The organism is Rhizobium sp. HT1-10 (genome assembly GCF_049472505.1).
Lineage (GTDB): Bacteria > Pseudomonadota > Alphaproteobacteria > Rhizobiales > Rhizobiaceae > Rhizobium.
Genome location: NZ_JBCEBQ010000019.1, coordinates 1 through 23,341 on the forward strand (window position 1 = coordinate 1; position 23,341 = coordinate 23,341).

Genomic DNA, 23,341 nt, shown 5'->3' on the forward strand with positions numbered 1-23,341 from the left:
AACGCTGCGCTACGAGACCACAACGGATGCGACCGGCAATACCACTCTGACCGCCACCATCGGCGAGAGCGATGCTATCGCCTTTACCCTGACCGTTGCTGCCGACGGCCGCTATGTCTTCACCACATCGACACCTCTGGTGCATTCTGCCTCTGGCCTCGACACGCTCGGTGTGACGATCGGCTTCACGGTCACCGACGGCGATGGCGACAAGTCGACGGGCGCGCTGACGATCAATGTCACCGACGACGTTCCGGATGCACGCGAGGTAACGGCTGCAACGACGCTGTCGGACGTTGGTCTGATTGTTGCAGACGCTCCGCCGGCTGGTTCCGACGGCCCAAGTGAAGCCCTGGCGCGCGTGGAAGCGCCGGTTGAGGCCGTTCATTCAGTGTCCGGATCGGGTCTGTTCGACGCGGGTGCCGATGGCTTCCAGTCTCTGGCCTTTACACCGCCTGAAGGCGTCATGGCGATCGTCATCGGCAAAGACGGTGTCGCGATCCAGGAAACGCTGCGCTACGAGACCACAACGGATGCGACCGGCAATACCACTCTGACCGCCACCATCGGCGAGAGCGATGCTGTCGCCTTTACTCTGACCGTTGCTGCCGACGGCAGCTATGTCTTCACCACATCGGCACCTCTGGTGCATCCGGCCTCTGGCCTCGACACGCTCGGTGTGACGATCGGCTTCACGGTTACCGACGGCGATGGCGACAAGTCGACGGGCGCGCTGACGATCAATGTCACCGACGACGTTCCGGATGCACAYGAGGTAACGGCTGCAACGACGCTGTCGGACGTTGGTCTGATTGTCGCAGACGCTCCGCCGGCTGGTTCCGACGGCCCAAGTAAAGACCTGGCGATGCGCGTGGACGCGCCGGTTGAGGCCGTTCATTCAGTGTCCGGATCGGGYCTGTTCGACAGGGGTGCCGATGGCTTCCAGTCTCTGGCMTTTACACCGCCTGAAGGCGTCATGGCGATCGTCATCGGCAAAGACGGTGTCGCRATCCAGGAAACGCTGCGCTACGAGACCACAACGGATGCGACCGGCAATACCACTCTGACCGCCACCATCGGCGAGAGCGATGCTATCGCCTTTACCCTGACCGTTGCTGCCGACGGCCGCTATGTCTTCACCACATCGACACCTCTGGTGCATTCTGCCTCTGGCCTCGACACGCTCGGTGTGACGATCGGCTTCACGGTCACCGACGGCGATGGCGACAAGTCGACGGGCGCGCTGACGATCAATGTCACCGACGACGTTCCGGCCACAACTGGCAGCATTACGGCTGAGCAAACGTTGAACGACGATGCACAGGCTCTGGGCAACGTCGATGGCGAGGGCCATGTGTCGGCGACCTCGGGCGCAGCAGGTGCTCTGTTCACGGCCGGTGCGGATGGCTTTGCCAGCGTGACGATCGGCGAGCTGCCGAAATTCCAGGCGGTCTTCGTTGACGCCAATGGCGTCGGTCAGACGGAATCTGTCAAGTGGGGCGACGCGTCGATCTCGGGTGGCGACACCACATGGACTGCCATCGGCGGCACGTCCAACAACGTGGTCGCAACTCTGACCATCAATGCTGATGGCTCCTACAGCTTCAAGCTCAGCGAACCTCTGGCGCATACGGAGACCGGCCAAGACTCGGCATCCCTGACGTTCAATTACATGGTCACGGACGGCGACGGCGACAAGGAAACGGGCGCGCTGACGATAGAAGTCACCGACGACGTTCCGACCGTGTCGGTTGCGGTTGGAAGCTCGGTTACGGCCGACGAAAGCCCCCTCTGGCAGGCAAACGACATTCTTTTCAGTGCCGCATTCCTCGGCGTTCAGCATCCGGGCGCGATCCTTCCGCTTGCTTTCGCCCAGGGCGCGTCGGCCGCGATCATCCCGACGGCAGCGTTTGGTGCCGATGGCAAGGCGGTCAACGGTGCGGTCGCTTATTCGCTGTCGCTTTCGTCCTCCGGAGTTGATTCCGGCTTGATGACGACCGAAGGCAAGGAGATCTACCTGTTCAAGGAAGGTAACCTGGTTGTTGGCCGTTACGATGGCACCGATAAAGGGGCGGATGTGACCAACACGGGCCGTGATCCTGCGGCGTTCGCGCTTTCGATCGGGTCGGACGGCAAGGTTACGGTTGTCCAGTACGTGTCGCTCGACAACGCTGGTGCGCCGGGCTCCGATGCCATTGTCGCGATCAAGAGCGGCGCGGTGTCGGCTGTCGTGACTGTCAAGGACGGCGACGGCGACACGGCGATGGCTCAAGCCGATATCTCTGCGCAGATCCGCTTCGAGGACGACGGGCCGCATGTTGTGGTCGGCCGTTCTGTCTTTTTCTCGGTGACGGCTGACGAATCGGCAGGTCGCCAGTCGGATGACACCTCGACGCTTTCGGTATTCAATAATGTTGGCAATGTTGGCCAGGACAGCGACAACGGTAAGTCACCGCTGGCCTACGCCCAGTCGAAGTTCGGGGCATTGAGCGATTTCACGCTGTTCGGCGCGGACGGTGCTGCGGTTACAGGATCGAAGGTCTACTCGCTTTCGCTTTCGAGCGCAGGGGCGGACTCCGGCCTGACGACAACCGACGGCGATCCAATTAAGCTCTACAGCGAAGGTATGCTGATCGTCGGTCGTGTTGGTGGCGAATCAGGTGCCGCCGCGTTTGCAGTGGCCATCGATGCTGCGACAGGCAAGGTGTCGACGGTCGAATATCTGTCGCTCCACAACGGCGACGCCAACAACCCGAATGACATCGTTTCGATTTCAGCGGGTAGGATCGGTGCCGTCATGACCGTCACAGACGGTGACGGCTCCAAGGCCAGCGGCTCCGCCGACATATCGGCACAGATCCATTTTGCCGACGATGCGCCGACGGCGAGTTTCTCGGGCACGAGCATAATCCAGGAGCACGGCACAGCACCGGGCGTCTTCCTTGCGCAGACAGCAAACGGCACGCTTGTGTTTACCGGTGGTGCGGACGGCGCAAAAATCACCAGTTTGGGCTACACGACCGCGATGGACATGGAGGTGGTCAACAATGGTGCGGGGCAATTTCCAGCACTGACCTCGCATGGTGCAGCAGTCCAATTCGATACCAACAGTGACGGCCATCTGATGACACTGACTGGCTATGTGACAGTCGGTGGCGTCAATACGCCGGTGCTTACGCTGGTGGTGAACGAGACGACGGGTGCCTATACCTTCACGCAGCTGGCATCGCTCGATCATCCCGATGTGGGCCAGTCGGGTGCGGACGACGCTCTTCGCCTCATCTTCAACTTCCAGCTCACCGACGGCGACGGCGATAAGACGGCGGTGAACTCAGGCACGCTCCAGATCGACATTCAGGATGACGCGCCGATTATAGGGATGGCCGTCGAGCAAACACTCGCGGAAGTGGATCTGGTCTCGTCGAGAACACATAGCACGAGCACTGGCAAAGTTGGCTTGAACATGAGCTTTGGCGCAGACGGTGCTGCGGCGACCGCCGTCACATTTGCCAACACGACGGATGCGGTAGCCAATATCACAGCGGTCGGTAGCGACGGAAACAAGTTGGATCTGTCAACGCTGAGCTCGGGCGGTCATGTCCTGCAATATGTGCTCAATAGCGATGGCACGGCGTTGACTGCCTATTATGCTGATCATCATTCGATGGTCACCGTGTTTACGGTTTCGCTGTCGCGAGACGCGAACCATTTGGACGGCGCGTACAATTTCACGCTCGATAAGCCGCTCGACGACGTCGATGGAAAGAGCCTCCTCTCAAGTGTTACGTTGAGCTTCAACGTCGTCGGTCATGACGGCGACGGCGATAAGACGGAGACGCAGACCTTTGCTGTAAAGGTCAACGACGATACGCCGCACGCTGTTGCGAGTTCGGACATCACGCTTAAGGAGGACGCTGCTGCGACCTTCCACAGCGTGTTCGAAAACAGTACGACGGGCGCCGATGGAGCGACACTGACTTCGGTTACGATCGATGGCATGGCGCATTCGGTTGACCCAGACAACTTGACAACAATCAAGGCGGACGAGGGCGTTTACACGTTTTCTGCCAATGGTTGGTGGAAGTTCGATCCGGCACTCAATCAGAACGAGAAGAATAGCAATATAAATGCGAGCTTCAGCTTCACCATTACAGATCGCGACGGCGATACATCGACGGCAATCCAGCACATCACCGTCACAGATGGTCGGGGGCCCGCGGTTTGGGGTCCAGGTTTCGGTGTCGTCGATCCGAACGTCTCGCTGACCCTTGACGAAGCCGATCTCCACAACGGTACAACCCCGAACTGGCACGGAGCCGCAGAAAGCGCTGTCAGCAGCTTTGGCAACCAACTGAGTTTTACCTCTCATTCGGACAACATCGCGGTTGCCTTCGGCGATACGAGCACAATCAAGGTCGATGGTCTTGCCTCGGGTGAGACGATTGTCTGGGTCAGCAAGAGCGGCAATGTCGAAGGCCACCTGAACACGGAAGGCGGCACCCATCTCATCACGCTGTCGATCAGCGGCGACACCACGGCTCTTGCAAGTGGTAACCCGTTTGGCAACACGATCACGCCAACGATCACGGCGACGCTGATTAATGCGCTTGATGATAACGGCAGAGCCGTGACGATCACGGGCGTCCAGGTTGTTGCCACCGACATCGATGGCGACACGGCGACTGGAACAGTCAAGCTGACGATCAACGACGACGCTCCTATCGCGATTGCCGAGAGGCCCATCAGCCTTGCCGAGGATGACCTCTCGTCCGGCGGTAATGTATTCGCCAGGAGCAGCGAGGGTGCAGATGGCGCGACGCTGACATCGGTCCGCGTTGAAAACATTAACTACGACGTCACTGCGACGCAGCCGACAAAGATCACCGTCGCCGAGGGAACCTACGAGTTCAAAGCAAACGGCGATTGGTCTTTCGACCCTGCGCTGAACCAGAACGAGAAAATCAACGATATTAATGCCAGCTTCAGCTTCACGATTACAGATCGCGATGGCGATAAGTCTACGGCAATCCAGCGCATCACCGTCACCGATGGCCGTGGTCCGGGGGTATCGGGCCCGACTTCGGGCGGCGTCACTCCAAATGTCTCGCTGACGCTTTCCGAAGCGGCGCTTGCAAACGGCAGCGATCCCTCCTCGAACGGCGAGACTGCAAAGAGTGGCAACGACAACCAGCTGACTTTCACGTCGCATTCAGACAACATCGCGGTTGCCTTCGGCGATACGAGCAAAATCAAGGTCGATGGTCTTGTCTCGGATGAGACGATTGTCTGGGTCAGCAAGAGCGGCAATCTCGAGGGCCACTTGAACACGGCAGGCGGCACCCATCTCATCACGCTGTCGATCAGCGGCGACACCACGGCTCTTGCAAGTGGTAACCCGTTGGGCAACACGATTACGCCAACGATCACAGCGACGCTGATCCACGCGCTCGACGATGCAGCCACCTTGGATGCCGTGAAGATCACCGGCGTCAAGATTGTTGCCACCGACACGGACGGGGACACGAAAACCGGAACCGTGAGCCTCACAATCAACGACGACAAGCCTATCACCACCATTGTGGATACGAAGGCGCTCAGCGAAGACGGCTTGTCCGGATCCAACCCTCCGTCGGCGAGCGCATCGCTTGGTATTAAGTTTGGCGCGGACGGCGCAAAGGCCCTCGGCTTCACTTCGCTCTCTGTTTCGCCAACCTATGTCGACAAGAACAACGTCGTCCAGCCACTCAACTCACTGACTTCGGGCGGCCAGGCCCTGACGTTGAAGCTGGAGAGTGGCGCCCTCAACGCCTACATCGTCAATACCACTGTGCTCGTTTTCTCGGTCGCCCTTGCGCAAGGTGTCAGCAATCCGAACGGCGCCTACACCTTCACGCTCTTCCAGCCACTCGATCACACGGACCCGATCGTCGGAGACGGCCATTCTATCGACCTTACCTTTGCCTATACGGCAACCGATAGCGACGGCGATTCGAGAGGGGGGGCCTTCACCGTTGAGGTTTCCGCCGCCGGCAGCGTGTCGGATCACACAATAAGCTACTCCACGCTCTCCACTGGCGTCGTGGTCAATCTCAGCGATAGCGACCAGCTGATTGCTGGCGCCAATTTCGTCGCGAATTTGGCGACGGATAATGGCGCAGCGCATGTTGTGGGTAAGGATGACGTCACCGGCATCACGAAGGTTGTCGGTGGCAGTGCTGACGATCTGCTGATCGGCGGCGGCGGCGATACGCTGGTCGGCGGCCTAGGCAACGACACTTTCGTTGCGGCAAGCGGGACTGTCTCCATCGAGGACCTCTCGGGCCACGACATTGTCAAAGTCCTGAACGGCGCAACCGCCAACATCACCGCGACCAGCGACTGGAAGGCTCTCGGTGACACTGTCAACGACGGCATAGCCACTGTTAGCGCCAACGGCCACAGCATCGACCTTTCGGCCGCAACCGGTTCCAATGGCTGGACGCTGACCAATGACGGCAATTCCACGGGTGTCACGCTCGTCGGCTCCAGTAAGGACGATACGGTCATCGGCGGCTCGGGCAACGACAAGATCGACGGCGGTCTCGGCAGCGACACACTCAAGGGCGGTGCCGGAGATGACCAGTTCACCATCGGCGCTGATATCGTGGATGCGGCAAACTATGGACCGCGCGTTTTCAACCTCGGCTCTGGCATCGTGCTCAGCGTCCCACTTTCGGGCATGTCGGGCACTGGAGACACGATCATCGGCGGCACTGGCGAGGACACGGTCCTTCTGGCCGGCGCGAGTGGCAAGGGTTTCGTTTTCGACAACCGCACCACCTCCACGCCTGATCTCCAGGGCATCGAGCACATCGTTGGCACAGATAGCAACGACCTGATTGCCGTCTCCGCAAGCTACAAGAGCGACGCTGCCAACGGTGGCGTCACGATAGATGGCGGCAAGGGTGACGATGTTATCTTCGGCGGCGCGGGCGATGACACGCTGAACGGCGGTGAAGGCAATGATAGGATCGTTGCCGGCACAGGCAATGACACGATCTCCGGCGGCGCAGGTAAGGATGCGATCTACTACACGCTCGGGTCGGGCCATGACCGCATCGACGGCGGCGCCACGGTCGTTGACGGCAAAGAAAGCGACATCGACACGCTCCATATCGTCGGCGACGGCAATGCCCATATCTACACGATCGGCGAACTTGCCCAGACGGCGGACGGCAACATCGCCTCAGCGATCGACAAGGCCGACCTGACGGTGACGATCGGCGGGGCCTCCACACCAGCGGTGCGGGCCGATGGTATCGAAGACCTGGTTTTCGACCTTCAAGGCTCGACAGGCAACACCATCAACTTCGGCGATGTGAGCCACACCTCATTGGCACCCGACACGATCACCATTAACGCTGGCAGCGGCAACGACACCTTCGACCTGAGCGGTCTCACCGGCAACGTCCACATCGTCATCAACGATGCGGACGCGGTTGGCGGAGCAGGCAGCGACACGGACACGCTGAAGCTAGCCGGCAAGTGGTCCGATTGGACTGTCACACATGTCGGCACCGACGACGGTATTGGCTATTACACCCTGACGAAGGGCAACGAGACGATCACCGTCGGCAATGTCGAGAAGTTCACCTTCATGGGTGAAAACAATGGTGCGGGCGGCACGATCACTCTCAGCCAGCTGGTAAATGTCGCGCCCGTCGCAGAAGATTTTACCGCGTTGAATGCGGTGACCGAAAACAGTGTGAGCGAGCGCGCCGAGGGCTTCATCCTGCACAACAATCACGCAACGGATGTGAATACCAACGCGTTCGATAGCTTGGCAGTCGTCGGCATCAACGCAGGGACCACGCCTTCGCCGATCTCCAACGTAAGTGGCTTCAACGGGACTGTGGTGGAAGGGCTCTATGGTCACCTGACGATTTTCGCCGATGGTGCATATGCCTATGCACTAGATGACAAAAAGCCTGCGACGGACGCGTTGAGCGCGGGCCAGCAAGTGACGGACGTATTCGAATACACCGTCGCGGATGCCCATGGGGTAAGCAGTTCGGCTACGATAACAGTGAATGTCAACGGGACGAATGATGCGCCCACAATCGTACTTTTAGACACCGACAGCGCTGTTGGGAGCGTGACTGAGGCTGGCGTAGCTACCGACGCCAGCCATGGTACGGCTTTCGGTCATCTGACAGGCGCAGACGTGGATAGCCCTGCGCTGACGTGGTCCCTGGTTTCGGGCAATGGTCAGACGGCAAATAGCGATGGCACGGTAACCGGAGTTTATGGCGCTTTGAGCGTCGGCAGCAATGGCGCGTGGGCCTACACACTTGATCAGACAAAAGCCGATCCCCTGAATGCGTCAAACCATCCGACGGAAACCTTTACTGTCAAGCTGAGCGACGGTCAGGGTGGCATTGTCACGCAACTGGTTACGATCACGATCAACGGCACGAACGATGCGGCGGTGATCAACGGTTCTGACACTGGCTCGGTGACGGAGGATCTACGCGCCCCGTATCTGACGGCTGGCGGTACACTGACGGTGACCGATGTCGATGCCGGCGAGAGCAAGTTCCAGGGGACGAAGATCGGCGCTGATAGCGGCCATCTCGGTGCACTGAAGATCAATGCGGACGGCCACTGGACTTACTCGGTCGACAACAGCCTCGCAGCCGTACAGAGCCTGGGATCAGGGAAAAGCACAACTGACACATTCACGGTCCATTCCACAGATAACACGGCGCACGACATTGTCGTCACAATCAACGGCACGAACGATGCGGCGGTGATCGGCGGTTCTGACGCTGGCTCGGTGACGGAAGATCTGAGCTCCCCGTATCTGACGGCTGACGGTACACTGACGGTGACCGATGTCGATGCCGGCGAGAGCAAGTTCCAGGCGACAACGATCGACGCTGATAGCGGCCATCTCGGTGCACTGACGATCGATACGGACGGCCACTGGACTTACTCGGTCGACAACAGCCTCGCGGCTGTACAGAGCCTTGGACTGGGAAAGAGCACGACTGACACCTTCGCGGTCTCGTCCGCCGACGGCACGCCGCATAATATCGTCRTAACGATCAACGGTACCAACGACGCAGCAACTTTCAGCGGTTCAGACACCGGTTCGGTTAAGGAAGATACCAGCACGACGACCACGAATGGTGTCCAGTATCTGACGGCCGGCGGGACACTGGTAGCCACCGATGTGGATACAGGCCAGAGCAAGTTCCTGCCAGCGACCATCGCAGCCGGTGGCAGCCATCTTGGCACGCTATCGATCGATCAGAGCGGCGTCTGGAGCTACAAGGTCGACAACAGTCTCACCGCTGTACAGAGCCTTGGATTGGGACAGAGCACGACTGACACCTTCGCGGTCTCGTCCGCCGACGGCACGCCGCATAATATCGTCGTAACGATCAACGGTACCAACGATGCCACTGTAAACCCTACGGTGATCACCGACGGCTCGATTGGTAATGGCAAAGCTTTCACCATTACCGCGGCAGAGCTTGTCGGACACGACACGGCGCTGACTGTATCCTCAACCAGCAATGCTTTCGAAGTTCAGGCGACGACGAATGCAACGTTTGTGACGATTAAGGATGTTGGGAATACCACCGGTGGCACGTTCGACTATACCATGAGTGATGGGTCGACAGGGCATGTTGTCGTCAGAGGAGGTACGTCTGTGGCCGCTCCTGACGGCCAAGGCTACATTCTTATCGGTAAGGACGGGTTTGGTAATACAATTGCAGGCGGTGCCGGCAACGACACTCTCGTCGGAGGCAACGGTGCCGATACGATGACGGGTGGCAGCGGCAACGACAGCTTTGTCGTTAACTCTGGAGACTCGACTCCATCGGTTAGCTTCGGGCTAGTGTATTCGACAGCAACCGGATTTAATGTTGGCTCGACTGGTATTTCAGGCTTCGACACTATTACGGATTTCACGAGAAACGGCACGCAAAGCGATACAATAAGCCTGCCGGGCAGCGGATTTACCGTGGCGTCGACAGTCGCTACCGATGGATCTTATCAGTACTTTCAAGGAGGCAATTCTGAATTCAATGCGTTGCGTGCGGCAAACTATAACACTCAAACCGGATTCGTCACGTTCAGCCATGCTTTGGACTCGTTAGCCACAGTTGGCGCGGCGGTGAAATATCTTCAGGCAGTTGGCATCAGCAACAATAGTGTTGTCGCATTCAATGCTGCCTACGATGGGTTGAATCACACCTTTATACTGGAGCGCACATCAGCCACCGGCTACACGCTCGTGGAACTTGATGGTACGAGTGGCGGCTACGCGATCAGCAATCTTGCGACCTTGATCACCAACCACACCATCGATCCCGTCATACTCGACCTCGACCACAACGGGCTTGCCTTGACCTCCCAGTCCAACGGCGTGTCCTTCGATCTCAACGGCGACGGCGCCAAGGATCAGGTGGCCTGGACTGCGGCTGGGGTGCATGATGGCATTCTCGCCATCGACCTCAACCACGATGGGCAGATCAACGACGGCCGCGAGCTCTTCTCCGCCAACTTCAACGGTGGTCACTATGATAGCGGCATGGCGGCGCTTGCAACGCTGGACACCAACCATGACGGCAAGATCGATGCGTCGGATACGGCCTATTCGCAGCTCGCCGTCTGGCAGGACCTGAACCACAACGGCATCACCGACGCCGGCGAACTGACGACCTTGGCTGATGGTGGCATCTCCAGCATCTCGCTTTCGACCACCGCATCGAGCACGAGCATTGCCGGCCAGTCGGTTCTTTCGGAGGGCACCTTCACCAACGCCGACGGTTCCGTGGGCCATCTTTCGGAAGTCGCCTTCGACACCGGCCTCGGCCAGGTCGATGCCGGCCAGATCAACCTTATTGGCACCGACGGCAGCGATACGCTGACGAGCGGCGGCGGCTACATCATGACCGGCGGCGCAGGCGGGGATACTTTTGTGCTCGACGCCCGTGCCCTTCACGACCTCAACATGGCTGACGTCATCACCGACTTCAGCCCGAAGGGGGACGGCGACAAGCTGGATGTGTCAAACCTCCTGAATGCCCTGATCGGCGAACATCCTGGTATGGCGGACGCTAGCGCCCTCGCCTCGATGACGGCGTCGGTCAACACGGCAACAAACTCGACGGCAATCAGCATCAATACGGGTTCGGAAGCACATGTGGTGGCCACACTGCAAAACTATGCCCCGACCGGCCATGATGCCATCCACGTCCTGTTCAACAACCACGACGAACAGCTTGCAACACACGCGCAGACAGCCGGCGCCTGATAGATAGTTGCCAAGCATCAAGGCGGCCTCGTTTTCGGACGAGGCCGCCTGTTTCAGCGCTTATTGCCCGAGTTTGGTGTCTCTTAGTCGTGTCGTCACGCCTCCGATGCGAAACGTTCAACGGAAAAGGGCATTGAAGCCGGCCGTCGAGGTCATGCGCGATGGCGCCTGGAAACGGGCCGGGTGAAGCACTGACAGCTTCATATAGTTTATATTTTATTTATCTAAAATACAGTCGTATTTCGTATTGCGACCTGGCAATGGGTTCCAAATTCCACCAAAAATGATCCACGCGCTCGAAAAGAACATCTCGACAGAAAAAAACAAATGAATACTTAGAGATAAAATTTATATTATCATTAGTGAGCATTTTGTCATAAATCTGCTTGCTGTTTCATTTTTACCAACTTCAAATAATTAATGGTATTCACCAGCAGACATATGATCGAAATGTTTACTGTCTAAACAGTTTGGTATACGTGTCACATCAGTATTGAACGGATAGGGGGCCGGCGTCTTGATTACCGCAAAAAGACTAATTTACGCACTTATGGCTTCGGTCTCAATATCTGTTGCAATCTCCGACGCTGCGAGCGCCATGACGTTGCAGCAGGCGATCGATCAGACAATGAAAACAAACCCGCAGATCATGCAGGCAGCGCAAAATCGGGAAGCAACCGAGTTTGAGCTCCGACAGGCTCGAGGTCTTTACTTGCCATCTGTTGACCTGCAGTCGGGCGTTGGCCGTCGTAGACTGTCTGATCTAACATCAGGGACTCTGACAACCAGTCGAGACTACTTGGACCCTTCCGATGTAAGTCTTACCGTTACGCAAAGGCTGTTCGACGGCGGCGATCGCGCTGCCCAAAAGGACAAGCAGGCAGCCCGTGTCGATAGCGCATCTTTCCGTGTTCAGCAGCGTTCGGAAGCCTTGGCGCTCGAAGTCACGCAAGATTACCTCGAATATATGCTGCAGGCCGAGATTGTTGCTGCGGCTGAAAAGAATGTCTCCTTCCACAAGCAGATTCTCGGCAATATTGAAGACAGTATCAAGGGCGGTGCCCTGACCGATGCAGATCGCTATCAAGGCAACGAACGGCTGCTGGCAGCAAATGCTCGCCTTCAAGAAGCCAAGCAGGAGCTGGATGCCACGAAAATTCGCTTCTTGCAGGCGGTGGGCGAGCCGATCGTCAAGCCGCAGCGTCCGCCTTCCGTCAGTCACTACCTGCCGAAGACGCTCGATGATGCCATCTTTGTGGCGCAGAAAAGCAACCCGCAGATATTTTCCGCCCAGGCCGATGTCAACGCAGCCGATGCCGACGTGCGCGGCTCGAAGGCGGCATTTCTTCCAAAGGTCGATCTCGTCGGCAGCGCCCGGGTCGGCAACGATGTCGATGGCAACACCGGCAACACCAATGATCTTCAGGTCGGTCTGGTCGCGAAATGGAATCTCTACCATGGCGGCATCGATATGGCCCGCGAGCAGGAGCAGGTTCGCCGTGCGGGTGAGCAGCGGTTTGCGCTGAGCCAGGCCTATCGCGAGGTCGATCAATCGGTGCGATCCGCATGGAGCGAGCGCGTCAATCAGGGCCAGCTGGCAGCGATTCTCGCCAAGCAGGAGCGCACCAACGGCCAGCTCGTCTCGTCCTATCGCGAGCAGTTCAAGGTCGGTCAGCGCTCACTGCTCGATTTGCTTGACTCGCAGAACACGCGTTTCAACACCGAGGTCTTGGCAAAGACGGCCGATGTGGCTGCGTTGTTTGCCGAGTACAAGATCCTCGCCGCGTCAGGCAAGCTGCTGTCGACCATGAACCTGAAGCCGGTTGGCCAGGCCACGGCCTATGCCAGGGACCAGTTTGCAGTGTCTTCGTCAACCTCCGATCCTGGTTACGTGAAATACGATTCGCATCAGAAGCCTGGGTTGCCGCTGGACCTGCTCGAGCCGATCCGTTGATTGCGGTGATGAGGCTTGGGTAACGCGTCATGTTGAACGTAGCACCTGAAACTTCAGTCAGCATGCCACTGCAGACGTTTAAGTCGGCATTCAAATCGGTTGCCGCCTTCTACGGGCGTCCGAATTCGGACACTGTGCTGTTCTCGGGTGTCCCGGACGAAGTCCTCGATGCGATGGAGCAGGACGACATCGAGCGGCTGGCCGACAGGGTCGGGCTGCAGGTCTTGAAGCACAAGGAGCGTGATTGCCGGCTTGGAAACTTTGATTGTCCGGCCATCATCATCTTTGCCGATGGTGGCGTGCTGCCTCTGCTCGAAGTTTCCTCAGATGGCCGATATATCATAGACATTGTCACAGGCGCCGGCCAGCCCGCGCGGCTGACGCTTGCCGAGATTGCGGCGCTCAATCCGCAGTTCGCCTTTGCCTTCACGCTCTTCTATGACAATTCCTCGGAAGAGGCCCGTGTCGGCCATGCGATGGAGATCGAGAAACGCCATTGGCTGGCAGCAACGCTCGTTCCATACTGGCGCACCTACACCCGCGTCATGCTGGCTGCCTTGTTCATCAACCTCATCGCGCTCGCCTCTCCGCTCTTTACGATGAACGTCTATGACCGTGTTCTGCCAAACAAGGCGTTTCCAACGCTTTGGGTCCTGACGGCAGGCATCACGCTCGCCTATTTGTTCGACTTTCTGTTGAAAATTGCCCGAGCGGCGTTGATCGACTATGCCGGGCGCAAGGCCGACATGCGCCTGTCGCAGCTGATTTTCGACAAGATCCTGAATTCGACCCTGGCCTCGCGTCCGATGTCCACGGGTGAATACGCCAACCGAGTGTCACAATACGAGTTCGTCCGAGAGTTTTTCACCTCGAACACGATCGGCGTTTTGATCGACAGCATGTTCGTCGTCATCTTCCTCATCGTTATCTATATGATTGCAGGATGGCTGGTCGTCATTCCCGCCGTCGCTTTCGTCGCCTCGGTGGCTATCGGATTGTGGGCCCAGGCACAGATCGGCAGACGTATGGCGACGGCCGCCAACGAGGCTTCGCGTCGCCAGTCGTTGCTGGTCGAAACGATCTCGACGATCGAAACGCTGAAGAGCTTGCGTGCCGAGGCGACCATGCTGCGCCGCTGGCAGGAACTGACAAAACACTCCAGTCGTACCAGCGAAGAGATCAAGAACATCTCGTCGAACGCACTCAACATGACGATGTTCCTGCAGCAGATCGTCAGCGTACTGATCGTCGTTGCAGGCACCTATGAGTTTTCGGATGGCAAGATCGCCATGGGCGCGATCGTGGCAACGGTCATGTTGGCAAGCCGAGCAGGTGCGCCCTTCGGCCAAATCGCCATGACGCTTGCGCGTTTTCGCCAGGCGACAATGTCGTTGCGCATCCTCGACAAAATCATGGAGCAGCCCGACGACCGACCTTCCACCGTCGGCTTCGTCAACCGCCAGATCCGCAGCGGTGGCTTCTCCTTTCAGAATGTCGTGTTTCAGTACCCGGGGTCCGATCAGCCGGTTATCAACCAGCTGTCCTTCAACGTTGCGCCTGGTGAAAAGATCGGCATCATCGGTCGCATCGGATCCGGCAAGACGACGCTTGGCCGTCTGCTCGACGGACTTTTCCAGCCGACCAGCGGACGTATCCTGATCGACGGTGTGGACGTGCGGCAGTACCACATGGCTGAAGTGCGGTCGGCAGTCGCTGTTGCAGGCCAGTCCTCCGACCTTTTCTCGGGCACGGTCAAGGAGAACCTGCTGCTCGGCCGCGCCGACGCCAGCGATGAGGAGCTGCTTGCGGTTGCCCGCATGACGGGCGTCGAGGAGTTCGTGTCCGTTCACCCCCGAGGGTTTGACATGCCCGTCGGCGAACGCGGTTCTAATCTATCGAACGGCCAGAAGCAGGCGCTGACCATCGCGCGTTTGCTGCTGACCCGTCCGAAAATCGTCTTTCTCGATGAGCCTTCGGGTGCCATGGACTTGGCCACGGAGCGTCACCTCATCAATAAGCTTACCGATGCTTTCGGCCCCGAGACCACGCTCCTGGTGGCGACGCATCGCCATAGCATGCTGGAATTGGTCGATCGGCTGATCGTCGTCGATAAGGGCAGGATCATCGCCGACGGACCGAAGCACGCGGTTATCGAAGCAATGCAGAACAGGGCCATGAAGTAATGTTGGCTCGTAACCCGCACCACCATCAGGTTCTTGACACGCCGCCGTTCCTGGCACGGAGCATTCTTGTCAGTTGCGCCCTGCTGGTCGCATGCTTCGTCGCATGGGCCTCCGTTTCGGAGATAGACGAGATTGCACGTGGCGAGGGGAAGGTCATTCCCATCTCGAAAACCCAGATCGTGCAATCGTCGGAGCCGGGCATCGTTCAGGAAATCAGTGTCAATCTCGGGCAGGTCGTCCGCAAAGGCGACCTCCTGGTCCAGCTCGACAACACGACAACGCAATCGACGCTTGGCGAATCGGTTGCCAAGGCGCGTGCCCTGGGTGCCAAGGTTGGTCGGCTGGCGCTCGAGGAGGCCGGCGACTACAGCACCCCCTTCATTTGCCCGGCGAATGTGCTCTCTGTCGCTAAAGCGGTCTGCGACAATGAAGAAAAGCTCTTCAAAGCCGATCGCGCGAGCTACCAGAACAAGCAGGATGTGCTTCAGCAGCGCCTCAAACAGCATGAGAACGAACTTGAAGAGGCGCATGCCAATATCGATCGCCTGACCGAAAACATCGTTGGGGCGCAAAAGCAGTATGACATGCTAAAGCCGCTGGGCGAAAAGAAGCTTGTCGCCCAGACCGAGGTATTGAAGGTGCAGCGTGATCTCGTTGATCAACAGGGTCAACTGAAGGTCTACGTCGAAAGCCTCGATCGGCTGCGGGCGTCGGTGCAGGAGGCGACGCTCCAGGTCGACGACCTGGGGCTGCAATTGCGCCAGCAGGCGCTTGCCGACAAGGCGCAGGCGTTGGCGGAGCTTTCGGTCGTGGACGAGACCATTCGCGGTGCGAGCGATCGCGTCAAGCATACCGACATCCGCTCACCGGTGGACGGCATCGTCAACACGCTGGAGGTCAACACGATTGGCGCCTATGTCGACGCCGGAAAGGTGATCGCGGGGGTCGTGCCAACCGCTGATACCTTGCTGATCGAGGCAAAAATCTCCCCCCGGGATGTCGCCTTCGTGCGCGTCGGGCAACGGGCGGTCGTCAAGATCTCCGCTTATGACTTTTCGATTTTCGGCGCTCTCGACGGGGAAGTCGTCAACATATCCGCCGATAGCCTCGTCGAGAAGGACAAGAACGAGACCTACTATCTTGTCCGCGTCAAGACCGACAAGTCGGTGTTGGAGCGCGACGGCAAAAGCAATCCGATTATCCCAGGCATGGTCGCTTCAACCGAGATCATGACCGGGCGCAAGACGGTACTCGCCTATCTCATGAAGCCGATCAACAAGGCGCGCTCAGAAGCGCTTACGGAACGGTAGGGGCGGTCATGGCGAAGGTGGAGGACGGCAATGCACTGGATGTGATCTCCGCAGGAGATTCACTGCCGATGATCGAAGTCGATGAACTGGAGCCGCGCTTTCGCGCGGTGACCGGTCGCGGCGAGCGTCGCGGCATAAGGCTCGAACGTATCTATTGGGACGGACTCAACCGGATGTCCGATTTCAGCGGTATCAGCACTGGGGACATCGTCCATCATACCGCCACGCAGATGTCCGAAGCCGGCAATCTGACGTCGCTGCTGCGCGTGCTCAGCTTCAAATGGGCGCTTCGCCGGCTGGATGCTCTCGAGGATCTTTCCTCGCTCACCAACCTCAATGCCATCCTGCAGGCGTCACCGTCGCCCACCGTCATCCTGACCGCAGACCGGAAGATCAAGTTGTTCAACGACGCCTTCTTGACCATGCTGCGTCGTCGTCAGCCGCTGATCGAGGATGTCCAGCAACTGGCCCGCAATCTGCGCTTTTCGATCGATACCCAGGTCGAGGAAGTGTTGAGCGTCCTGTCCGCCAATCGGGGAAAGACGCTCAACACAGGCTTCAAGATCGGGCTCGGTTCGCAGTCGCTGAGCGGCCAGATCAATCTTGCTCTGGCGCCGGCACATGAAGTGCCGATGCTGATCGGCTATATCTCCCGGTACTGATGCCTTCACAACGGCATCGCTTTGCAAGTGGCGCCGGGAGGCGTCATTTTTGTTGATGGGGTTGAACTAGCCCTAAAATGATGAAAGAGCGCCTCTTGTTGTCACAAGAGGCGCTTCGATACATCTGGGTCGGCGAACCCTATTAGTTGGTCGCACCCTCGCCGGGAGCAATTTTGGTAAGCGGGACCGCGGAGGCCATCGCCAGCGCATGCGGATCGCGCGATCCATGCAGAAAGCCGCGGCCATCAACGATCGAATAGAGCGGCAGATAGCTGGTAATCTGCCTGTCGGCCAACACCTGATCACGCATGTTGTCAAGGATTAGGCGACGGCCTTCGACAGACACCGACAGGACAGCATGATAGAAGTGGCGCTGCTGGTCGAAGAGGATGACAAGCGCCATGTCATCGAGGCTGACACCTTCCGCATGCAGGACCGACATCTTCAGAATTGCGAAATCCTCGCAGTCCCCCTGTTGTCGGGAAAGGGTCTCGCTGGGTTTCGCCCAGTAGTCGGTGACATGGTAGGTTTGCATGTCGCTTGCGTAGCGGATCGCATGGTTGACCGTGTAATTCACCTGCTCGATCTTATCCCGCAGCGACGCGCGCGCCGTTTTGCCTTCGGCAACTTTGACGGCAGCATCCGCGGCATGGCAGCCACGGGCTGCGCAATCGAGCCCATGACCGCTTCTCATCTCGTTCAGCGATGGCGCGAACTTTTCAAGCGCAGCCAGGCGCTTGAACGGGATGGCGACGGTTTTGAAGACAGAATCGTTGGAGGCGCCGCTATCCAGCCGCGTCGGGCGAGATGGGGTCATCATGGCAACCTTATCGCTAGGGAGCCCGGCCGGCTCGACTGCCAGCGCCGGCAGCAGCGACGCGACGTCGATAGCATGAACTGTGCGTTCGGCGTTTGCCGCGGCAGCCAGCACGATATCGCCCAGACCCGGAAGGAACGCCGGCGCCGAAAAACCGACTGCCGTTTCGATCAACGCGTTGGAGAAATCCGCTTCGGGCGTGCTGCTTGCATTGTCGGATGCCATGCACAGCGAAGTCGTAAAGAATGCTGCCGTTGCAGCCAAAAGTACATTCCTGATATTCTTGCGTATCATTGGACTTACTATCTCCTTTTGTTGAGATAGTAGTGGCGTCCTATGAATATACGGTTCGAATTTGTAAATAACCTAAGTATAAAATCGTCGCTCAAATAAGTATAAAATTGTACGCCTCTTCTTTATGTCTTGTTAATCGTGGGAGGAGATAGACTGAGGAGTCTGAGGATTGGTGACGAAGGCCGCGTCAGAACTGCGAAGGACAGAGGCTGAGGGCCGTCACGCAGAGGAGCCGGCAGCTCAATTATACATCCGACCGGAGCTGCCAAGATGCTGCGTTCAAGGCGATAAGTTTACAGTACCCGGCCATGATATTGGCCGATGAAACCGGGCGTGGCCAGTTCCATACATGGATGGCGGCACGGCAATCCGTGAGACGGTCTCTTTAGGGCAGAGCTTCCGGAAGCAAGCGGTCGTCGGTTTGTGCTCACGAAGCGCGCGGGCGGAAAGGATCGGCGAATTCTACAGAAAACCTCTGACGAAGAACACTACAAAGTTTAGTAGTTCACTGATTGCACTCTATGCGCTATTCTCCCGGTCGTCGAAACACGCAGGTTTTCCGGAGTTGGGATGGTGAAGCAGGCCTTGATCACCGGTGCATCGGGAGGGATCGGAAGAGCGATCGCGACCCGGCTGGCGCGTGACGGCTTCGATCTCCTGCTCGTCGCGCGCGACGAACAGAAACTGACATCCATGGCCGCTGAAATGCGTGTTGGCCGTCCGCACGGCACGACAGAAACAATCGTTTTGGACGTGTCGAATGCCAATGCGGTCGAAGCGGCGCTCGCTACGCTGAAGCAGCGCGCCATGAAGCTTGACGTCGTCGTCAACGGCGCGGGCATTTCCGGTGGCGGCGTCACCAGTGCGGTGCCGACGGAACTCTGGGACCGGGTCATTGATGTCAATCTCAACGGCGCATTCTACGTCTTGCGCCACGCGCTGGGCTTGAACCTTATGCAGGCGGGCGGTCGCATCATCAACATCGCCTCGACCGGCGGCAAGCAGGGCGTCATCCATGGCGCTCCCTATTGCGCTTCCAAGCACGGGCTGGTGGGGCTGACCAAGGCGCTAGGGCTCGAACTTGCTCGCAACGGCTCCGGCATAACCGTCAACGCCGTCTGCCCCGGCTTCGTCGAGACGGCAATGGCGGAACGGGTACGCGAACACTATGCCGCCATTTGGAAGACGGATGCGCAGGAAACCCGGCGCCGTATTGAAGAACGGGTTCCTATCGGCCGCTACATTGACGTGGAAGAGGTGGCGGAAATGGTCGCCTATCTGGTCGGCCCCCACAGCGCCGGCGTGACGGCGCAGGCACTCAACGTTTGCGGCGGATTGGGGAATTACTGAGATGGCATCGAACGGCTGCGATAACGCGAAACTGCAACTGTCCATTGTCCCGCTCGACGACACCGACTGTGTCGAACGTCTTCCCCTCACCGACGCCGGCGACAGGGCAGACTGGCAGCGCATTCGCCAACCCCAGAGGCGCCGGCTGTTCCAGTTCCGTCGATCGGCGCAGCTTGCGCTGCTTTCCCGCTCGCACGGAAACGCCACGATCCTGCGGGATCCGGACCGCCATATCCGGGCGCTGCTCGAGGGGGGGCTTCGCCGCCATGTTTCAACAAGTGCCTCGGGGCCGGTCTGCGCGACGGCTGTTTGCGATAGGCCGGTTGGAATCGATATCGAACGGAGTTGCGGGCGGAGCGATCTGCGAGCGCTTCTGAACTTCCTCGGCTTTCCCGGCGCGGCTGCGCTCGCCTCGCTGCCGCCCGGCATTGCGCGGTTCGAAGCGTGTATGGCCTGGACCCGATTGGAAGCAGGGTTAAAGCGGGCGGGGCGGGGTATCCACGATCATATTGCCGGAGGCCGGCCGTTCCCTGCTGGCGAAGACAATGTGCGGATCTTGGCGAGTTTCGATTGGGTCTGCGCCGTTGCTCATGAGGGTGAACCGATCGAGATCGCAACCAGTCTCACCGATTTTGAGACGCTGTGCGGGAGTGTGCCCCAATGAGCGCCGACATGACGATCATCGACCTTTCCGTCGCCATTTCCCCCGACAGCTGGGAGCCCGAGCCAATCGAAGTCGAATGGATCAACCACACGGCCGGTGCCGACAAGCTCGGCAGAAGTGCCTGGTACTTCGAGCGCCGCAAGGGTTGGCGCGGCGTGTTACAGCGTTTTCTTCCCGCCGATGGGCGTCTGATCAGCCACCGCGACTTCCCCGATGCCATGGGCCTGTCGCAAATGTTTTACCGGCTATCAACTCACACCGGCACGCATGTCGACGCGCCTTTCCACTATGGCTGGCGCAAGAACACGCGAGATCTTCCGGATACGATTTCGGAAATTCCACTTGGATGGTGCTACGGCGCGGGTGTGCTGATCGACTGCAGCGCCGACCCTAGGGAGCAAATCGATGCCGACAATGTTGCTCGGCAATGCGAACTCGCCGGGATATCGGTGTCAGAAGGCGATATCGTGCTGATCAACACGGGGGCGAGCCGGCTGTTCGGTCGACGCGAGTATTTCTCCGACTACCGTCCGATCCATCCTAGCGCGGTTTCCTATCTGCTCGATCGAGGGGTCAGGGTCATCGGAACCGATGCATTCAGCTTCGATGCCCCCTTCATGCAGATGATCGCCGCCTACCGCAAGAACGGTGATGCCTCTGTGCTCTGGCCTGCCCACATGATGGGGCGCGACCGGCCTTACCTGCAGATTGAAAGGCTCAGCAATCTTGACCGTCTGCCTAAGGCGAACGGCTTTCGTGTGAGCTGCCTGCCGATCAAGCTCGAGCATGCGGATGCAGCCTGGAGCCGGGTCGTGGCGATTTTCGAGGACAGGTTACAACCAGTATCGGTGGGGAGGACCACATGACTGCGCTCGATCCGGACGACAGGGACCGCCCATATCCCAATAAGTGCTACCTTCCCTTCATTCTCTATCCGCCCGGCATGCACCGCAATGCCGAGGGCGAGGCTTTCCTCAATCGTCTTCAAGCGCTTCACGACGAAGGCGGAGATTTTGTCCTCTATCTCGGCATTCCTTTCTGCCGGACGCGGTGCAAATCCTGTCCCTATTTCATTAGTCTTTTGGCAGAAAACGACAGGCGCAACAGCGAGGACCTGTTTGTGGATGCGCTCATCAAGGACATTGCCCACTGGGCGACGTTCCGGCGCTGGAAGACCGGCTTGTTGCGCAATATCTATATCGGCGGCGGGACAGGAAGCATCCTGACAACCGCAAACCTGAAGCGTTTGGTCGATACCGTGTTTTCGCTGTTCACGGTTTCCGACGATTACGAATTCACGTTGGAGGGCAATGCTCGCGATTTCGACGAGGAGAAGATCGATTTTCTCGTCAGTTCCAGGATCAACAGACTGAGCCTCGGCGTCCAGTCTTTCCAGCCGGAAATCCTCGCTACCATTGGCTCGCCGCACGCCGCGGACGATTCCATTCGGGTCATCCGTGCCCTCCAGGGCCGGGGATTCGAGAACATCCAACTCGATCTGATGTACAACATGCCGGGTCATACCCTGGACGTGTGGCAGCGAGACCTCAAAAAGCTCAGCGAGCTCGATGTCCCGCATTTCACCATCTATCTCTACCGCATCCACAGGGACACGCCGCAGCATAAGCTAATCGCCAAAGGCAAGGTGGCGCCACCACCCGACGCCGAAACGCCGATGGTCAAGGCGATGTATACCGAGGCCAAGGCCCTCGCCGAGGCGATGGGCTTTGAGATGTACATGGTCGATCATTTCTGCAAGCCCGGCTACGAGAACATGTACAACCACTGGAACTGGAAGGTCTACGTGGATACGCTGGCGATAGGGCCGGGCTCCTACAGTTATTTCGAAGGCTACCGTCTGGGCACCGGCACCGATGTGGAAGCCTATGTCCAGGCCTGCGAAAGAGGCGAATTCGTCATCAGTTCGACGACCGACGACCGACGCCCTGTCGGCCCGCGTGCAGCGCGAACGCTACGTGATTTTCGCACTGCTCTACTACGAGATCGAGTTCGCCTTCTACGCGAGCAAGTTTGGCTCATCCTTCCTCGAGGATTTCGAGAGTGAGATCGGGCGGCTGACAGCCAAGGGCCTCATCGAGCTCCTGCCAGACCGCATTAGGCTCACGCCGCTCGGGCTGATCTGGCACACCAACATCATCCTGGAGTTCTTCAACCCGGCCTTCTGGTCGGACACCGCTTCGCTTTCGGAACCGAACTGGTCGCTCAACGGCGTCATGGTGGAGGTCGGAGCCCAGGAACGCAGCTTCTGGCTTGGCGACATCACGCCACCGCCGCCATCGCCTTTCTCTAACGCCCACATCCGGGAGGCTGTTACCCATGTCTGAGACGCAACGATTCTTTGCAAGCGAAACCACAATGATCGACGCCCCGCCCGGAGACATCTGGGCCGTCTGGGTCGATATCAACGGCTGGCCGCGCTGGGACGACGGGCTGGAGACAACCACATTCTCCGGGGCCTTCCGCGCGGGCAACACCTTCGAGTTGACCCCAAGGGGAGGGGAAGCGCTGACCGTAACACTCCGCAGCGTCACCCAGGGCGAGGAATTCACCGACGAGATCGAGTTGCCCTTTGGCACAATCCGCACCGCGCACCGCATGCGGCCCGTTGGCGGCAAAGTCGAACTCACCCATGAGGTCGAAGCCATTATCAACACGCCGGAGGCCGGTTTCTTCGGCGACGAGATCTGGCCTCACATGCAGGGCGGGCTGGGCGGCGCACTGGCTAATATCCGCGACATCGTCGAGGCCTGACTTGGCAAGATCGTCCTCCTCTCAATG

12 protein-coding genes are annotated in these 23,341 nt (G+C 58.6%); 11 read left to right on the top strand and 1 reads right to left on the bottom strand.

Translation table 11 applies throughout. The annotated features are described in order from the left end of the window. The first annotated feature begins 139 nt into the window (after positions 1 to 139). The 5 genes from VH564_RS24980 to VH564_RS25000 all read left to right on the top strand — a co-directional run bounded on the left by VH564_RS24980 (position 140) and on the right by VH564_RS25000 (position 17,417). Positions 140 to 11,308 carry a VCBS domain-containing protein gene (locus tag VH564_RS24980; RefSeq protein WP_423342543.1) on the top strand — a complete coding sequence of 3,723 codons (11,169 nt, stop codon included), beginning with the start codon at positions 140 to 142 and terminating at the stop codon, positions 11,306 to 11,308. 598 nt (positions 11,309 to 11,906) lie between these two features. Further along, positions 11,907 to 13,262, top strand: coding sequence for a TolC family outer membrane protein (locus VH564_RS24985; protein ID WP_423342544.1), 1,356 nt, complete (start codon positions 11,907 to 11,909; stop codon positions 13,260 to 13,262). A gap of 29 nt (positions 13,263 to 13,291) precedes the next feature. Further along, entirely contained in the window at positions 13,292 to 15,445 is a 2,154-nt protein-coding gene (locus tag VH564_RS24990) for a type I secretion system permease/ATPase (RefSeq protein ID WP_423342545.1), read from the top strand. Then, positions 15,445 to 16,755 carry an HlyD family type I secretion periplasmic adaptor subunit gene (locus VH564_RS24995; protein ID WP_423342546.1) on the top strand — a complete coding sequence of 437 codons (1,311 nt, stop codon included), beginning with the start codon at positions 15,445 to 15,447 and terminating at the stop codon, positions 16,753 to 16,755. Before VH564_RS24990 ends, VH564_RS24995 begins: the two co-directional genes overlap by 1 nt. Positions 16,756 to 16,763: 8 nt before the next feature. Beyond that, the gene (locus tag VH564_RS25000) at positions 16,764 to 17,417 is read left to right on the top strand and encodes a ribbon-helix-helix domain-containing protein (protein ID WP_423342547.1); all 654 of its coding nucleotides are present in this window, start codon (positions 16,764 to 16,766) and stop codon (positions 17,415 to 17,417) included. 142 nt (positions 17,418 to 17,559) lie between these two features. Here the strand turns inward: VH564_RS25000 and VH564_RS25005 are convergent, their stop codons facing one another. Further along, on the bottom strand, positions 17,560 to 18,528 hold the full coding sequence (locus VH564_RS25005) for a transglutaminase-like cysteine peptidase (RefSeq protein ID WP_423342548.1): 969 nt from the start codon (positions 18,526 to 18,528) through the stop codon (positions 17,560 to 17,562). A gap of 570 nt (positions 18,529 to 19,098) precedes the next feature. Between VH564_RS25005 and VH564_RS25010 the strand changes: the two genes are divergently transcribed. Genes VH564_RS25010 through VH564_RS25035 form a run of 6 tightly spaced genes read left to right on the top strand, consistent with a single transcriptional unit; the run spans position 19,099 to position 23,314 of the window. After that, the gene (locus VH564_RS25010; protein ID WP_423342549.1) at positions 19,099 to 19,878 is read left to right on the top strand and encodes an SDR family NAD(P)-dependent oxidoreductase; all 780 of its coding nucleotides are present in this window, start codon (positions 19,099 to 19,101) and stop codon (positions 19,876 to 19,878) included. A gap of 1 nt (position 19,879) precedes the next feature. Beyond that, a complete protein-coding gene (locus VH564_RS25015; protein ID WP_423342550.1) occupies positions 19,880 to 20,542 on the top strand; it encodes a hypothetical protein in 663 nt (220 codons plus the stop codon). Continuing rightward, entirely contained in the window at positions 20,539 to 21,408 is an 870-nt protein-coding gene (locus tag VH564_RS25020; protein ID WP_423342551.1) for a cyclase family protein, read from the top strand. Before VH564_RS25015 ends, VH564_RS25020 begins: the two co-directional genes overlap by 4 nt. Beyond that, entirely contained in the window at positions 21,405 to 22,607 is a 1,203-nt protein-coding gene (locus VH564_RS25025; RefSeq protein WP_423342552.1) for a coproporphyrinogen-III oxidase family protein, read from the top strand. The genes VH564_RS25020 and VH564_RS25025 overlap by 4 nt, the downstream gene beginning before the upstream one ends. After that, entirely contained in the window at positions 22,519 to 22,887 is a 369-nt protein-coding gene (locus VH564_RS25030) for a hypothetical protein (protein WP_423342553.1), read from the top strand. Before VH564_RS25025 ends, VH564_RS25030 begins: the two co-directional genes overlap by 89 nt. Before the next feature lie 31 nt (positions 22,888 to 22,918). Then, positions 22,919 to 23,314, top strand: a complete 396-nt coding sequence (locus tag VH564_RS25035; protein WP_423342554.1) for an SRPBCC family protein — start codon at positions 22,919 to 22,921, stop codon at positions 23,312 to 23,314. The last annotated feature ends 27 nt before the right edge of the window (positions 23,315 to 23,341 follow it).

Bases quoted from the DNA above. Each gene is read 5' to 3' on its own strand.
- VH564_RS25025 (WP_423342552.1), top strand. From the start codon at position 21,405: ATGACTGCGCTCGATCCGGACGACAGGGACCGCCCATATCCCAATAAG.
- VH564_RS25000 (WP_423342547.1), top strand. From the start codon at position 16,764: ATGGCGAAGGTGGAGGACGGCAATGCACTGGATGTGATCTCCGCAGGA.
- VH564_RS25035 (WP_423342554.1), top strand. From the start codon at position 22,919: ATGATCGACGCCCCGCCCGGAGACATCTGGGCCGTCTGGGTCGATATC.
- VH564_RS25005 (WP_423342548.1), bottom strand. From the start codon at position 18,528: ATGATACGCAAGAATATCAGGAATGTACTTTTGGCTGCAACGGCAGCA.
- VH564_RS24985 (WP_423342544.1), top strand. From the start codon at position 11,907: ATGACGTTGCAGCAGGCGATCGATCAGACAATGAAAACAAACCCGCAG.
- VH564_RS25015 (WP_423342550.1), top strand. From the start codon at position 19,880: ATGGCATCGAACGGCTGCGATAACGCGAAACTGCAACTGTCCATTGTC.
- VH564_RS24995 (WP_423342546.1), top strand. From the start codon at position 15,445: ATGTTGGCTCGTAACCCGCACCACCATCAGGTTCTTGACACGCCGCCG.
- VH564_RS25020 (WP_423342551.1), top strand. From the start codon at position 20,539: ATGAGCGCCGACATGACGATCATCGACCTTTCCGTCGCCATTTCCCCC.
- VH564_RS24990 (WP_423342545.1), top strand. From the start codon at position 13,292: ATGTTGAACGTAGCACCTGAAACTTCAGTCAGCATGCCACTGCAGACG.
- VH564_RS25010 (WP_423342549.1), top strand. From the start codon at position 19,099: ATGGTGAAGCAGGCCTTGATCACCGGTGCATCGGGAGGGATCGGAAGA.